Origin of the sequence: Arthrobacter sp. G.S.26, assembly GCF_050847375.1 — a bacterium.
Taxonomy (GTDB): domain Bacteria; phylum Actinomycetota; class Actinomycetes; order Actinomycetales; family Micrococcaceae; genus Arthrobacter.
Map to the genome: position 1 here is coordinate 495,611 of NZ_CP193752.1, position 12,196 is coordinate 507,806.

General features: G+C 70.9%; 11 protein-coding genes. 10 read left to right on the forward strand and 1 reads right to left on the reverse strand.

Going from position 1 to position 12,196, the window contains the following annotated elements; genetic code table 11:
• Positions 1-31 precede the first annotated feature (31 nt).
• The 10 genes from ACRB8A_RS02380 (at position 32) to ACRB8A_RS02425 (ending at position 11,131) form a co-directional block, all read left to right on the forward strand.
• The gene (locus tag ACRB8A_RS02380; RefSeq protein ID WP_432245499.1) at positions 32-586 is read left to right on the forward strand and encodes a D-glycero-alpha-D-manno-heptose-1,7-bisphosphate 7-phosphatase; all 555 of its coding nucleotides are present in this window, start codon (positions 32-34) and stop codon (positions 584-586) included.
• Entirely contained in the window at positions 586-1,674 is a 1,089-nt protein-coding gene (locus tag ACRB8A_RS02385; protein WP_050684990.1) for a glycosyltransferase family 9 protein, read from the forward strand. Before ACRB8A_RS02380 ends, ACRB8A_RS02385 begins: the two co-directional genes overlap by 1 nt.
• A complete protein-coding gene (locus tag ACRB8A_RS02390) occupies positions 1,671-2,702 on the forward strand; it encodes a glycosyltransferase (RefSeq protein ID WP_050684989.1) in 1,032 nt (343 codons plus the stop codon). The genes ACRB8A_RS02385 and ACRB8A_RS02390 overlap by 4 nt, the downstream gene beginning before the upstream one ends.
• Positions 2,699-3,952, forward strand: coding sequence for a glycosyltransferase (locus ACRB8A_RS02395; protein WP_432245500.1), 1,254 nt, complete (start codon positions 2,699-2,701; stop codon positions 3,950-3,952). Before ACRB8A_RS02390 ends, ACRB8A_RS02395 begins: the two co-directional genes overlap by 4 nt.
• 86 nt (positions 3,953-4,038) lie before the next feature.
• Positions 4,039-4,662 carry a D-sedoheptulose-7-phosphate isomerase gene (locus ACRB8A_RS02400; protein WP_285241955.1) on the forward strand — a complete coding sequence of 208 codons (624 nt, stop codon included), beginning with the start codon at positions 4,039-4,041 and terminating at the stop codon, positions 4,660-4,662.
• The gene (locus ACRB8A_RS02405) at positions 4,659-6,236 is read left to right on the forward strand and encodes a PfkB family carbohydrate kinase (protein ID WP_432245501.1); all 1,578 of its coding nucleotides are present in this window, start codon (positions 4,659-4,661) and stop codon (positions 6,234-6,236) included. The genes ACRB8A_RS02400 and ACRB8A_RS02405 overlap by 4 nt, the downstream gene beginning before the upstream one ends.
• A gap of 27 nt (positions 6,237-6,263) precedes the next feature.
• Positions 6,264-6,977, forward strand: coding sequence for an SDR family oxidoreductase (locus ACRB8A_RS02410; protein ID WP_050684984.1), 714 nt, complete (start codon positions 6,264-6,266; stop codon positions 6,975-6,977).
• Between the two features lie 43 nt (positions 6,978-7,020).
• Complete coding sequence (locus tag ACRB8A_RS02415) at positions 7,021-8,451, forward strand: aldehyde dehydrogenase family protein (RefSeq protein WP_432245502.1); 1,431 nt, start codon at positions 7,021-7,023, stop codon at positions 8,449-8,451.
• Complete coding sequence (rfaE2, locus tag ACRB8A_RS02420) at positions 8,448-10,010, forward strand: D-glycero-beta-D-manno-heptose 1-phosphate adenylyltransferase (RefSeq protein ID WP_432245503.1); 1,563 nt, start codon at positions 8,448-8,450, stop codon at positions 10,008-10,010. The genes ACRB8A_RS02415 and rfaE2 overlap by 4 nt, the downstream gene beginning before the upstream one ends.
• A 143-nt stretch (positions 10,011-10,153) precedes the next feature.
• Positions 10,154-11,131, forward strand: a complete 978-nt coding sequence (locus tag ACRB8A_RS02425) for a spermidine synthase (RefSeq protein WP_432245504.1) — start codon at positions 10,154-10,156, stop codon at positions 11,129-11,131.
• A gap of 112 nt (positions 11,132-11,243) precedes the next feature.
• Here ACRB8A_RS02425 and ACRB8A_RS02430 read toward each other — a convergent pair whose 3' ends face one another.
• Positions 11,244-12,137 carry a LysR family transcriptional regulator gene (locus tag ACRB8A_RS02430; RefSeq protein ID WP_432245505.1) on the reverse strand — a complete coding sequence of 298 codons (894 nt, stop codon included), beginning with the start codon at positions 12,135-12,137 and terminating at the stop codon, positions 11,244-11,246.
• Between the last annotated feature and the right edge of the window lie 59 nt (positions 12,138-12,196).

The window sequence follows — 12,196 nt, forward strand, 5'->3', positions numbered from 1 at the left end:
TAGGCAGGCATCAGGAGGGAACAAGGTGGGTATGGAAAGTTCCGAAAGGCCAAAGCTGCGGGCGGTCCTGTTCGACCGCGATGGCACCTTGGTCCTCGATGTCCCGTACAACGGGGACCCCTGCCTGGTGGAACCGGTGGCCGGCGCCAAACCGGTCCTTGACGCCATCCGCGCTTCGGGACTGGCCACGGGAGTGGTGAGCAACCAGTCCGGGATTGCCCGCGGCCTCATCACCCCGGCCCAGGTGGCGGCGGTAAACCGGCGGGTGGAGGAAATCCTCGGTCCGTTCGATGTCTGGGAAATCTGCCCGCATGGGGATGGGGATGGCTGCAGCTGCCGGAAGCCGGCTCCGGGCATGATCCTGAGCGCCTGCAGGAAGCTGGGCATCGAGCCCTTTGAGGCGGCAGTGATCGGCGATATCGGTGCTGATGTTGGCGCTGCCGAGGCGGCCGGTGCGGCCGGCGTCCTGGTGCCCACCCCGGTAACCCGGGCTGAAGAAGTAGCAACGGCCAGGATGGTGGCACCCAGCCTTGCGTCCGCCGTCGTACTCCTCGATGAAGCCGGTTATCTTCCGGCGGCTCCATAGTGGGAAGCGTCCTGGTGGCCCGGCTGGACAGCATGGGCGACGTGCTGCTGGCCGGCCCGGCCGTCCGGGCGGTGGCCAACGGCCGCCTTGCTGACGGCCGGCGGCCGAACAACGTGGTGCTGTTGTGCGGCCGGGACGGCGAGGCTGCCGCCGGAATGCTGCCGGGCGTCACGGAGGTCTGCAGCTGGGACAGTCCCTGGATCATGAACCCGGCGCCTGCCCTGACCGGGCCGCACGCAGACCGGCTGATCGATTATGTGCGCAATTCACGGGTCACCGAGGCTGTCATCCTCACCTCCTTCCACCAGTCACCGCTGCCCTTGGCGCTGCTGCTGCGGCTTGCCGGCGTGGAACGCATCACCGGCGCCTCTACCGACTATGCCGGGTCCCTGCTGGACATCCGGCTCAAGCCCGGCGAGGACTTTCCGGAGGACCAGCCCGAAGCGGAGCGCGCCCTGGGGATCGCAACGTCGGCCGGCTTCCGGCTTCCTGCGGGCGACGACGGCCGGCTGCGCCTTTCGTCCGTTCCCAACACCGGCCCGCTGGTCGGCGGGGAGCCGTACGTGGTGGTCCACCCGGGTGCGGCCGTCCCCGCCCGGGCCTGGCCGCCGCTGCACCACGCCGCCACGGTGGAGCTCCTCCAAGGCGCCGGACGCCGGGTGGTGGTCACCGGCGGGCCCGCCGAAACGTCCTTGACTGCGACGGTGGCGGGACCGTCCGCACTGGACTTGGGCGGCCGCACCGACCTGCGGACCCTGGCTGGCGTGATGGCGGGAGCCGACGCCCTCATCACCGGCAACACCGGCCCCGCCCACCTGGCAGCGGCGGTGGGAACACCCATCGCGTGCCTCTTTTCGCCCGTGGTGCCGGCCATTCGCTGGGCACCGTACGGCGTGCCGCTGGAGTTGATGGGGGACCAGGACGCCGAGTGCCGGCTGACCCGCGCCCGGGTATGTCCGGTGCCCGGCCACCCCTGTTTGGACTCCGTGTCACCGGAGGACGTGGTGGCCGCCGTAGAGCGCCTGATCGGTGGCGTCCGCTCCTTCAGCACCCACGCCAGCACGCGTCGAAAGGCGTGGAACCGATGAGGATTCTGCTTTGGCATGTCCACGGTTCGTGGACCGACGCCTTTGTCCGCGGCAGGCACGAGTACCTCCTCCCCGTGCTCCCCGGCGGCGGCCCCTGGGGGCTGGGCCGCGCCGGCCGGGACTGGCCCGCCTCCGTCCACGAGGTGGACCTGGCCACGCTGCCGGCCGAGGCCGTGGACGCAGTGGTCCTGCAACGGCCGGACGAGGCATCGGCAGTAGCCCTGCTCCTGGGCAGGGTTCCGGGCGTGGACGTCCCCGCCGTGTACCTGGAACACAACACGCCCAAAACCGGGTTCCCCTTCGCTGCGCATCCGCTCGCCGACCAGGACCGCATCCCGCTGGTGCACGTTACCCATTTCAACAAGCTGGCCTGGGACAACGGCCGGGCCCGGGCAACCGTGATCGAACACGGCATTCCGGACCCCGGGCTGCTGTACACGGGCGAGCTGCCCGAACTGGCGGTGGTGGTCAATGAACCCGTCCGCCGCGGTCGGGTTACGGGAACGGACCTGCTCCCCGCGTTTGCTGCGGTGGCCCCGCTCCAGGTGTTCGGGATGGAAACGCACGGCCTGGCCGCGGCCATTGGTGTTGACGGATCCCGGTTGCGGGCCCGGGGAGACCTGAAAACCGCCCAGCTGCACCGCGAACTTGCCCGTTGCCGCGTCTACATCCACCCCATGCGCTGGACGTCGCTGGGGCTCTCGCTCCTGGAAGCCATGCACCTTGGCATGCCCGTGGTGGCGCTGGCCAGCACCGAGGCTCCCCGGGCCGTCCCGCCCGAGGCCGGCGCCGTGTCCGCAGACCTTGACGAGCTGGTCCGTTGCGCCCGCATCCTGCTGGCGGACCCGGAGGAAGCACGACGGCGGGGGGCCGCCGGGCGTGCAGCGGCCTTGGAACGCTACGGGCTGGGCCGGTTCCTGGGCCGCTGGGACGGACTCCTGGCCGAGCTCACCGGCAGCAGCGCAGACAGTACCCCTGGCCCCGGCGAGCAGATCCTCGTCCCGGCACAAGAGAGGAAGGCACCATGAGAATTGCCATGATCTCCGAGCATGCCAGCCCGCTGGCGGCCTTGGGCGGAGTTGACGCTGGCGGCCAGAACGTCCACGTCGCAGCCCTTTCCGAGGCCCTGGCCCGCCGCGGCCACCATGTCACCGTCTACACCCGCAGGGACGCAACGGAGCTTCCCGCCCGGGTCAGGGTGGGGCAGCGCCTTGAGGTGGTCCACGTGGATGCGGGCCCTGCCCGGCACGTTCCAAAGGACCAGCTGCTGCCCTACATGGGCCAGTTGGCCGCCGGGGTGGCTGCGGATTGGGCCAGGCGGCCGCCGGACGTGGTCCACGGACATTTCTGGATGTCCGGCCTTGCCGCCCTGGACGCTGCCCGACGGGCCGACGCCGGTCACCGCGTCCCGGTGCTCCAGACCTTCCACGCGCTGGGCACGGTCAAGCGCCGGCACCAGGGTGCGGAGGACACCAGCCCGCCCGAGCGCACCTGGCTGGAACCGGGGGTGGGCCGCTCCGCTGACGGCATCATCGCCACCTGCCCGGATGAAGTCCTGGAACTCACCGCCATGGGCATCGACGCGGCGAAGATCTCCACCGCACCCTGCGGGGTGGACCTGGACTTCTTCGCTCCGGACGGGCCGGCAGACGCCCGACGGCGGCGGCACCGGGTCCTCTCAGTGGGCCGGCTGGTGCCGCGCAAGGGTGTGGACCTGGTGATCCGCGCCCTGCCCCACCTGCAGGCAGCAGGCTTCGACGACGTCGAACTGCTCATTGTGGGCGGTGGCGGGAACGCACTTGCGCTTGACCCGGACCCTGAGGTCCGGCGCCTGCTGGACCTTGCCACGCGCCTCGGCGTCGCCAACCACGTAAGCCTGCACGGGCAGGTGCCGCGTGATGCTATGCCCGGCATCTTCCGCAGCGCCGACGCCGTGGTGTGTGCTCCCTGGTACGAACCGTTCGGCATTGTGCCGCTCGAAGCGATGGCCTGCGGAGTCCCTGTGGTGGCCGCCGCCGTGGGCGGACTGCAGGACACGGTGGTGGATCGCGGCACCGGCCTGCACGTTCCGCCGCGCGATCCTGCCGCCATCGCCGCTGCGCTCGCCATGCTGCTGGCGGACAAGGCCCTGCGGACCCGGCTGGGAAGCGCGGGTGAGCAGCGCGCACGCACCCTCTACTCCTGGGACCGGGTGGCCGCCCTAACCGAAAAGGCGTACCTGGCTGCCATCGCCGGCACAACGGCCGGCGCCGTTTCCATGGAAGGAGCCGCGCTGTGACGGCAGAATTTTCGGTCCGCGATGTGGCCTTTGATGCCCTCGCCCGCACCGCTGCCCGGCAGGGGCCGCGTCCGGGCGGACCGTATGTGAACCAGGCCAGCGCGGACGCCGTCCGCGTCCATCTTGGCAATGTTTTACCGGCGCTGGAATCGCTGCGGAGCCAGTCGGACCGGCTGGCGGCATGGGGGGTGGAGCTGGCCCAGCGCCTGCTGCGCGGCCACCGCCTGCTGGCAGCCGGGAACGGCGGCTCAGCGGCGGAAGCCCAGCACCTCACCGCCGAATTGGTGGGCAGGTTCGACGGCGAGCGCGTCCCGTTTTCGGCCATCTCCCTGCACGCGGAGACCTCGGCCGTGACCGCAATCGCCAACGACTACGGCTACGACGAGGTGTTTGCCCGGCAGGTCCGGGCGCACGGCCGCTCCGGTGACGTCCTGATGTTGCTGTCCACCAGTGGCCAAAGCCCGAACCTGCTCCGGGCGGCGGAGGTGGCAGCCCGGCTGAACGTCCGGACCTGGGCGCTGACCGGCGTCGCCCCCAATCCACTGGCCTCTGCGTGCGATGAGGCCGTCACTGTGAATGCCCTTAACGCCAACGCCCAGGAGGCACACCTGATCGCGCTGCACGCGGTGTGCCGGGCTTTTGACCTCGAGGTGGCACGGCGCGGCGCGGCGGGCAACGCCGGCCGCATGCCGGAAGGACTGCGGCCATGACCATTGTGGTGGTGGGCGATGTGATGCTGGATGTGGACCTTGCCGGGGAGGCCACGCGGCTCAGCCCGGACGCGCCTGTCCCGGTGGTCGATGTCACCAGCGTCCGGCGCAGGGCAGGCGGCGCCGGCCTCGTCGCCCGGATGCTGGCGGCAGACGGCCGGCCGGTGACCCTGGTGACGGTGCTGTCAGCTGACGACGCCGGCCGCCAGCTGGCAGCTGAACTCGCCGGTGTGCAGCTGGTGGCAGGCGCCACGAGCCACCCGTCGCCGGTGAAAACAAGGGTCCGGGCCGGCTCGCACCCGGTGGTCCGGTTCGACCAGGGCTGCGCCGCCACGCCGGTTCCGCACGCCACGCCGGACATGCTCAGGGCCGTGGAAGCCGCGGAGGTGGTGATTGTCGCCGATTACGGCAGGGGCCTGGCCGCCAATCCGCAGCTGCGCATCGTCCTGGAGCAGGTGGCAAAGAAGGTGCCCGTCATCTGGGACCCGCACCCCGCCGGGGCGGATCCGGTGCCCGGCGTTGCAGTGGTAACGCCCAACCTCGCGGAAGCCAGAAAAGCCGCCGCCGCAGCGCCGACAGGCCAGCCGGCGGGGACTGGCCACGGAGACAATCCAGGCGGAACCCGTGCCCGGGCTTCAGCCGAAACTGCTTCCGGCGAGGTTGCCGGAGAAACAGCAATTGCGGGGGAAGCCGCCCGCCTGGCCCATGTCCTGCTGGCCCGGTGGCGCAGCGGCGCCGTGCTGGTGACCACCGGGGCCGATGGTGCCGTCCTGCTGCAGGAAGGCAACGCCGCTTCCCGCTGCGTTCCGGCGCCACGGGTGGAAACCGGGGACCCCTGCGGTGCGGGGGACCGGCTGGCAGCCGGGCTGGCGGTGCATCTGCTGTCCGGCCTCGGCCTGGAGGAGGCCGCCACGCTGGCGGTCCGGGACGCCGCTGACTTCCTCGCAGCCGGCGGTGTTTCGGCCCTCGCCGGAGCCGGTGAGGGCATCGCGACTCCTGCGTTGCCCGCTGGTCCCGCACCGGCCGCCGCCGCAGTGTCCGCAGCCGTATCCCAACAGGCGGGCTTCCCGGCGGGACCCGCCCTGGCGCCGCCGTCCCGGACCCCGGCGCGAAGGCGCAGCACCGAACCCCTGCTTCTGGCCCGCACCGTCCGCGGCGGCGGCGGCACGGTGGTGGCCACCGGCGGGTGCTTCGACCTCCTGCACGCCGGACATGTCCGCTCCCTTGCCGCCGCCCGCGAATTGGGGGACTGCCTGGTGGTCTGCCTGAATTCCGATGCCTCAACACAACGGCTCAAAGGTCCCGGCCGGCCCATCATCAGCCAACAGGACCGGGCCGAACTGCTGCTCGCCATGGAATGCGTGGATGCGGTGCTGGTGTTCGATGAGGACAACCCTGAAGCTGCCCTGCAACGGCTCCGTCCGGACATCTGGGTCAAGGGCGGCGACTACCGGGGCGCGCGCCTGCCGGAAGCGGACCTGGTCGAAAGCTGGGGCGGCCGTTGCCTCACCGTCCCGTTCCACCCTGCCCGTTCCACCACCGGCCTTGCCGACGCCCTGGCCAAAGTCGGCTGACCTGTTTCGCCTACCGAAGGGAACATCATGACCGCAGAAAACCTGACTGCACGCCGCTCACCAGGCCGGGTGCTCGTCACCGGCGGTGCCTCGGGACTGGGGGCCGCCGTCGTCAGTGCCGTGCTTGAGGCCGGCGGCACCCCGGTGGTACTGGACCGCGACATCAGCAAGGTGGCGGGGGTCAAAGCCGTGGAAGTGGATGTTGCCGACCGGCCGGCCGTGGAAGCCGCCGTGCGCGAGGCTGCCGGAATGCTCGGCGGACTCGACGCCGTGGTGACGGCCGCAGGCATCGACCGGTGCGGTGCGCTGGCGGACGTGGACGCCCTTGAATGGGAGAAGGTGATCGGGGTGAACCTGATGGGCACCGTCTCCGTGGTGCGGGCCGCACTGCCGCACCTGGCCGCAACGCACGGCCGGGTGGTGACCGTGGCCTCCACCCTGGGCAAGCGGGCCGTGGCCGATGCCACAGCCTACTGCGCCTCGAAATTCGGGGTGGTGGGCTTCAGTCACGCCCTGGCAGCGGAAACCGGCGGGAAAATCGGGGTCACCACCATGATTCCCGGCGGGATGAAAACACATTTTTTTGATGACCGCACCGAACAGTACAAGCCCCAGGACGATTCGCGCCTCAACGATCCCGGCAACGTGGCCCAGGCAATCCTGTTCGCGCTGACCCAGCCGCCGGGATGCGAAATCCGCGAAATGCTGGTCTGCCACGAAGAAGAGGGCTCCTGGCCCTGACCCTTATAGGGATCAGCCGGGACCGAACCCACAGGAGCCAAACATGCCTACCGCTGCCACCGAAACCCTTGACCATCACGAACCGGCCGTCAGCGCCGGGATCACCATCATCAACCCGCGCACCGGGGAAACCCTGTGGACGGTACCGGAAAAGCCCCCGGAGGCGGTGCACCACGCCGTCCACGTGGCCCGGGGTGCTGCCGCGGGCTGGGCAGCAACAGCCCCGGCAGCACGCGGGGCAGCTGTCCGCGCCGCGGCAGCAGCCCTGGCTGAGGCCGCCGCCGAATTGGCAGGGCTCAATGCCAGTGAAACCGGCAGGCCCATTGACGAGGCCCTCGCCGGGATCGCCGCCGGGGTGTCCACGCTGGAGCAGTACGCCGAGCTGGGTCCCGTGCACCGCGGCCACAGCCTCCGCGGTGACAGGCTCGCCAGCGACTACACAGTGGCGGAACCGCGCGGCGTGGCCGTCCTGCTCACGCCGTGGAACGATCCGGTGGCTGTGTCCTGTGGACTGATCGGGGCCGCACTGATGTCCGGCAACACCGTCATCCACAAGCCCAGCGAACGCTGCCCCCGGCTGGGGGAGGCCCTCGGTGAAGTGCTGGCACCGGCCTTCCCGGCCGGAGTGCTCGCCACCGTTTCCGGTGGCGCCGGGGTGGGGCGGCTCCTCACAGGGTCCGGGGTGGATGTGCTGGCCCACGTCGGTTCCAGCGCGGCGGGCGCCGGCATCGCCGTGATCGGGGCCCGCGCCGGCGCCCACGTGATCCGGGAGAACGGCGGCAACGATCCGCTGCTGGTGGATCGCGACGTGGACCCGGCCTGGGCCGCCGGGCAGGCCGCCGTCGGCGCTTTCAGCAACAGCGGCCAGATCTGCACGGCCGTGGAACGGATCTACGTCCACGCTGACATTGCTGAAAGGTTCTGCGCCGCGCTCGAAGCGGAGGCTGCCCTGCGGAACGCCAACGGTTCGGTGGCGCCCCTGGTGGACCGGCGGTTGCGGGAGGCTGTCCATGCCCAGGTCGCCGACGCCCTGGACCACGGTGCCCGGGCGGCGGAAGGCGGCGCCGTGCCCGCCGGTCCCGGGTCGTTTTACCCGGCCACGGTGCTGCTCGGCTGCACGGAGGCCATGGCCGTGATGGCGGAGGAGACGTTTGGCCCCGTAGCGCCGGTGCAGGTGGTGGACACGTTCGACGACGGCCTCCGCCTCGCGTGCAGCGGCCGGTTTGGCCTCGCAGCCACAGTCCTGACCAACTCGGTGGCGCACATCCAGCAGGCCGTGGCGGACCTGCCGGTGGGAACGGTGAAGATCAACGCGGTGTTTGGCGGGGCACCCGGTGGCGCGGCGCAGCCCCGGGGCGGGAGCGGGCACGGGTTTGGCTACGGGCCGGAGCTGCTGGACGAGTTCAGCCAGGTCAAAGTGGTCCACATCGCTGCGCCGCCGGCACCCAGCGGAAACGCTGAGGAAAAGGTATGAATCCCGCGGCGGAGGATGCGGAGCCGGGGCAGGTGGACCTCGCCAACCAGCAGGCCCTTGCCGACTGGCTGCCTGGCCGGCTGGCCGCGGACCAGCCGGCCGTGCTGGTGATTGGCGACGTGATGCTGGACGGCTGGTGGACCGGCAGCATCGAGCGGATGTGCCGCGAGGCTCCTGCGCCCGTGGTGGACATCAACTCCCGCGGGGCTGCCCCGGGCGGCGCGGCCAACACCGCCATGAACCTGGCGGCGCTCGGCGCCAGGGTGGCCGTTGCCGGCATCATCGGCACGGACGCCGCGGGGGTGGAGCTACGGGACAAACTGGTGGCCGCAGGAATCGACGTCCGGTACCTGCAGTCGCACCCGGACATGGTCACCACCACCAAAATCCGGATCAGCAGCGGCGGCCAGGTGCTGTTGCGGATGGATGACTCAGCCACGGCCGTGCCGCCCGATGCACTGGCCGCGCTGGCCGCTTCGGTGCGGGACGCCGTCGGCCGCCGCAGCGCCGTGCTGGTCTGTGATTACGGGACCGGAGTGCTTGCGGAACCCGTGCGGGCTGCGCTGCTGGCTGTCCTGGGCGGAACCGGCCCGGGGCCAGCCGCTGGCGGCCCGGGGCGCCCGCTGGTGGTGGTGGATTCCCACGATCCCCGGCCCTGGGCGCAGCTTGGGCCGGACCTGGTGACGCCCAACGCCCAGGAAGCGGCCCGGTTGCTGGGCTGCCGGCTGCCCGAAGGGCCGGAGCGGGTGGACGCGGTGGTGGCGGCGGCGCCGGCGCTGCTGGCTGCCACCGGATCCCGGGCCGTGGTGGTCACGCTGGACCGCGACGGGACTGTCCTGCTGGGTCCGGGCGGCATGGCTCACCGGACCTGGGCACGGCCCGCCGCCGAAAAGCAGGCTTCAGGGGCGGGGGATACGTTTGTGGCGGCGCTGACGCTGGCGATCGCCGGTGGCCTGCCGCTGGCAGCCGGCCTGGACCTTGCCCAGGCGGCGGCGGACGTGGTGGTCCATCAGCCGGGCACCTCCGTCTGCAGTACGGGGCAGCTCAGCCGGTACCTGCGGGCGTTTGCCGACACGGCGCTGGGCGCTGACGAACTGCTCCGCCAGATGGAGCTGCACCGGGCTGAGGGGCAGCGGATTGTGCTGACCAACGGCTGCTTCGACGTCCTGCACAGCGGCCACACCCGTTACCTGTCCCAGGCCAGGCAGCTCGGTGACGTGCTGGTGGTGGCGCTCAACAGCGACGATTCCGTGCGTGGGCTCAAAGGCCCCGGCCGGCCCATCAACAACGTTGCGGACAGGGCCGCGGTGGTGGCCGCCCTGAGCTGTGTGGATTACGTGACGGTCTTCGACACCCCCACGGCGGCGCCGCTGATCCGGCACCTGCGGCCTGAGGTGTACGCCAAGGGCGGCGACTACACCCCTGAGATGCTGGCGGAAACACCCGCCGTGGAGGAGTACGGCGGCCGGGTGGCCATCCTGGACTACGTCGCGGAGCGGTCCACCACTGCCGTTGTCAACCGGATCCGGGATGGGGAGGGCGCGGCAACCAACCGGTGACGGCGGGCCGGACAACAGATGCAGCCGAATGCGGTCCCGGGCACGTCGCGTTTGCCGTACCTGCCGGCGGCCCGCAGGCCGCCAACTTTCCGGCCGGGAACTGCACACTAGGGTTGAAGCATGAATGAAGTGCGGGGCGGGTAATGGCGAAACGCGGACGGGCGGGCGGCCGGGGCAGCAGGCCGGCAGCAGGTGTGGTGGAGATCCCCAAGGGCACGCGGCCCGATGGTCCGGTGGAAGGCGTGTACTACGTCGACACCGGGGACTGCGAACTCATCGCCGACCAGGACAACTCCACCGGCTGGCTCCTGAAGATCAACGGGGTCATGAGCTCGCACATCGACCTGGCCGACCCGCTGTTCCTGGACTTCGAATACATGCGCTGGATGGCCGCGCTCATCGAGTCCCGCTGGCCGCCGTCGGACGCTTCTTCCGGGGCAGGCCAGCCGGGCCGGATCCGGGGCCTGCACCTGGGCGGCGGCGCCTGCTCCATGGCGCGGTACTTCGCCGCGGCCTACCCGGATGCCCGCCAGGTGGTGGTGGAGCTGGACGGGAAACTGGCCGAATACGTGCGCGGCTGGTTCGACCTGCCCAAGGCGCCCCTGCTGCGGCTGCGGGTTGGGGAGGCCCGCGAGGTCACCGAAACGCTCACCGCCGACACCCGTGACTTCATCATCAGGGACGTCTTCGCCGGGGCCCTGACCCCGAGGCCGCTGACCACCGCCGAATTCAACCGGCATGCTGCCCGCGTGCTGGCGCCCGGCGGTATGTACGTAGTGAATTCAGGCGACGCCCCGGATCTGAAGAACGCCCGGGAGGACGCGGCCACCATCGCGGCCACCTTTGCCTATACCGCGATCATCGCCGATCCCGCCATGCTCAAGGGCCGCCGCTACGGCAACATGGTGATGGCCGGCAGCGATATCCCTTTCGCCGACGATCCGCGGCTGGTCCGCCGGCTGCTCGGCGGTGCCGTGCCGGCACACCTGTGGGACGACGCGCAGGTGCGGGCCTTTGCCGCCGGCGCCCCCGTCCGCTCCGATCCTCCCCACCCGCACCCTGACCTCGCAAGCTCGGCCAGGGAACCCGGCGGGCGTGGGCCCACACCACCCGCACCCTGACCTCGCAAGCCCGGCCAGGGAACCCGGCGGGCGTGGGCCCACACCACCCGCACCCTGACCTCGAAAGCTCGGCCAGGGAACCCGGCGGGCGTGGGCCCACGTAGTTACCGTTTCAGCGGCCCAGCAGCTTCTCCCGGTGCTCCGCCATCCGGCCCCGCAGCGCCTGCACCACGGCGGTCACGGCGGGGCGCCGCATGGAGTCCGGCCGGAGCACCATCCAGTAGGGGAGCAGCTCGCCGATCTCATCGGGCAGCAGCCGGACCAGGTCATTGTGCAGGTCGCCCATAAAGCACGGCAGGAAACCGATCCCGGCCCCGGCGCGCGTCGCTTCAACGTGGACAAACACGTTGGTGGACGTCAGCCCGTCGCGCATGTCCGGCACCAGCCGGCGGGGCGCGTCCAGGCTGTCCACCTGCAGCATTGAATCCACGAAGTACACCAGCGGGTGACCGCTGAGCCCGGCCATGCTGTCCGGGGTGCCATGCTCGGCCAGGTACGTCCTGGACGCATACATCCCCAGCATGTAGTCGCCCAGCCGGATGGCCTCGGCCCGGTGCACCTGCGGCTCGCCCACCACCACCTCGATGTCCAGCCCGGAACGCTGCTGCAGCGCCCGTCGGGTCATGGTCACCACCTCCACGCTGAGCCCCGGATGATCCCGCCGCAGCCCGGCTACTGCCGGCGCGGCGATGTAGGCGCTGAAGCCATCCGTCGCGGTCATCCGGACGACGCCGGCAACCGGGTCCGGTGCCGCGCCGTCGGCTCCCAGCGTGCCCAGTACAGCCTCCACCTGCTCGGCCGCGCGGACCGCCTTCGCGCCCAGCTCGGTCAGCTCCCAGCCGCCCGATGCCCGGGCCAGGACCCGGCCGCCCAGGGACTTCTCCAGCGCGGCGATCCTGCGCGAGACTGTGGTGTGGTTCAACCCCAACGCCTGTGCCGCCGTCGTAAATTTCGCTGAGCGGGACACCGCAAGCAGCACCAGCAGGTCATCCGGGTTCGCCTTCATATCTGCAATTGTGCACACAGCAGGTGCCGGATTGGGCATTGTCCGTGCAAGTTTGTGCA

Excerpts from the sequence above, each read along its gene's own strand:
- ACRB8A_RS02380 (WP_432245499.1), top strand. The coding sequence starts at position 32 with ATGGAAAGTTCCGAAAGGCCAAAGCTGCGGGCGGTCCTGTTCGACCGC.
- ACRB8A_RS02390 (WP_050684989.1), top strand. The coding sequence starts at position 1,671 with ATGAGGATTCTGCTTTGGCATGTCCACGGTTCGTGGACCGACGCCTTT.
- ACRB8A_RS02395 (WP_432245500.1), top strand. The coding sequence starts at position 2,699 with ATGAGAATTGCCATGATCTCCGAGCATGCCAGCCCGCTGGCGGCCTTG.
- ACRB8A_RS02405 (WP_432245501.1), top strand. The coding sequence starts at position 4,659 with ATGACCATTGTGGTGGTGGGCGATGTGATGCTGGATGTGGACCTTGCC.
- ACRB8A_RS02410 (WP_050684984.1), top strand. The coding sequence starts at position 6,264 with ATGACCGCAGAAAACCTGACTGCACGCCGCTCACCAGGCCGGGTGCTC.
- ACRB8A_RS02415 (WP_432245502.1), top strand. The coding sequence starts at position 7,021 with ATGCCTACCGCTGCCACCGAAACCCTTGACCATCACGAACCGGCCGTC.
- rfaE2 (WP_432245503.1), top strand. The coding sequence starts at position 8,448 with ATGAATCCCGCGGCGGAGGATGCGGAGCCGGGGCAGGTGGACCTCGCC.
- ACRB8A_RS02425 (WP_432245504.1), top strand. The coding sequence starts at position 10,154 with ATGGCGAAACGCGGACGGGCGGGCGGCCGGGGCAGCAGGCCGGCAGCA.
- ACRB8A_RS02430 (WP_432245505.1), bottom strand. The coding sequence starts at position 12,137 with ATGAAGGCGAACCCGGATGACCTGCTGGTGCTGCTTGCGGTGTCCCGC.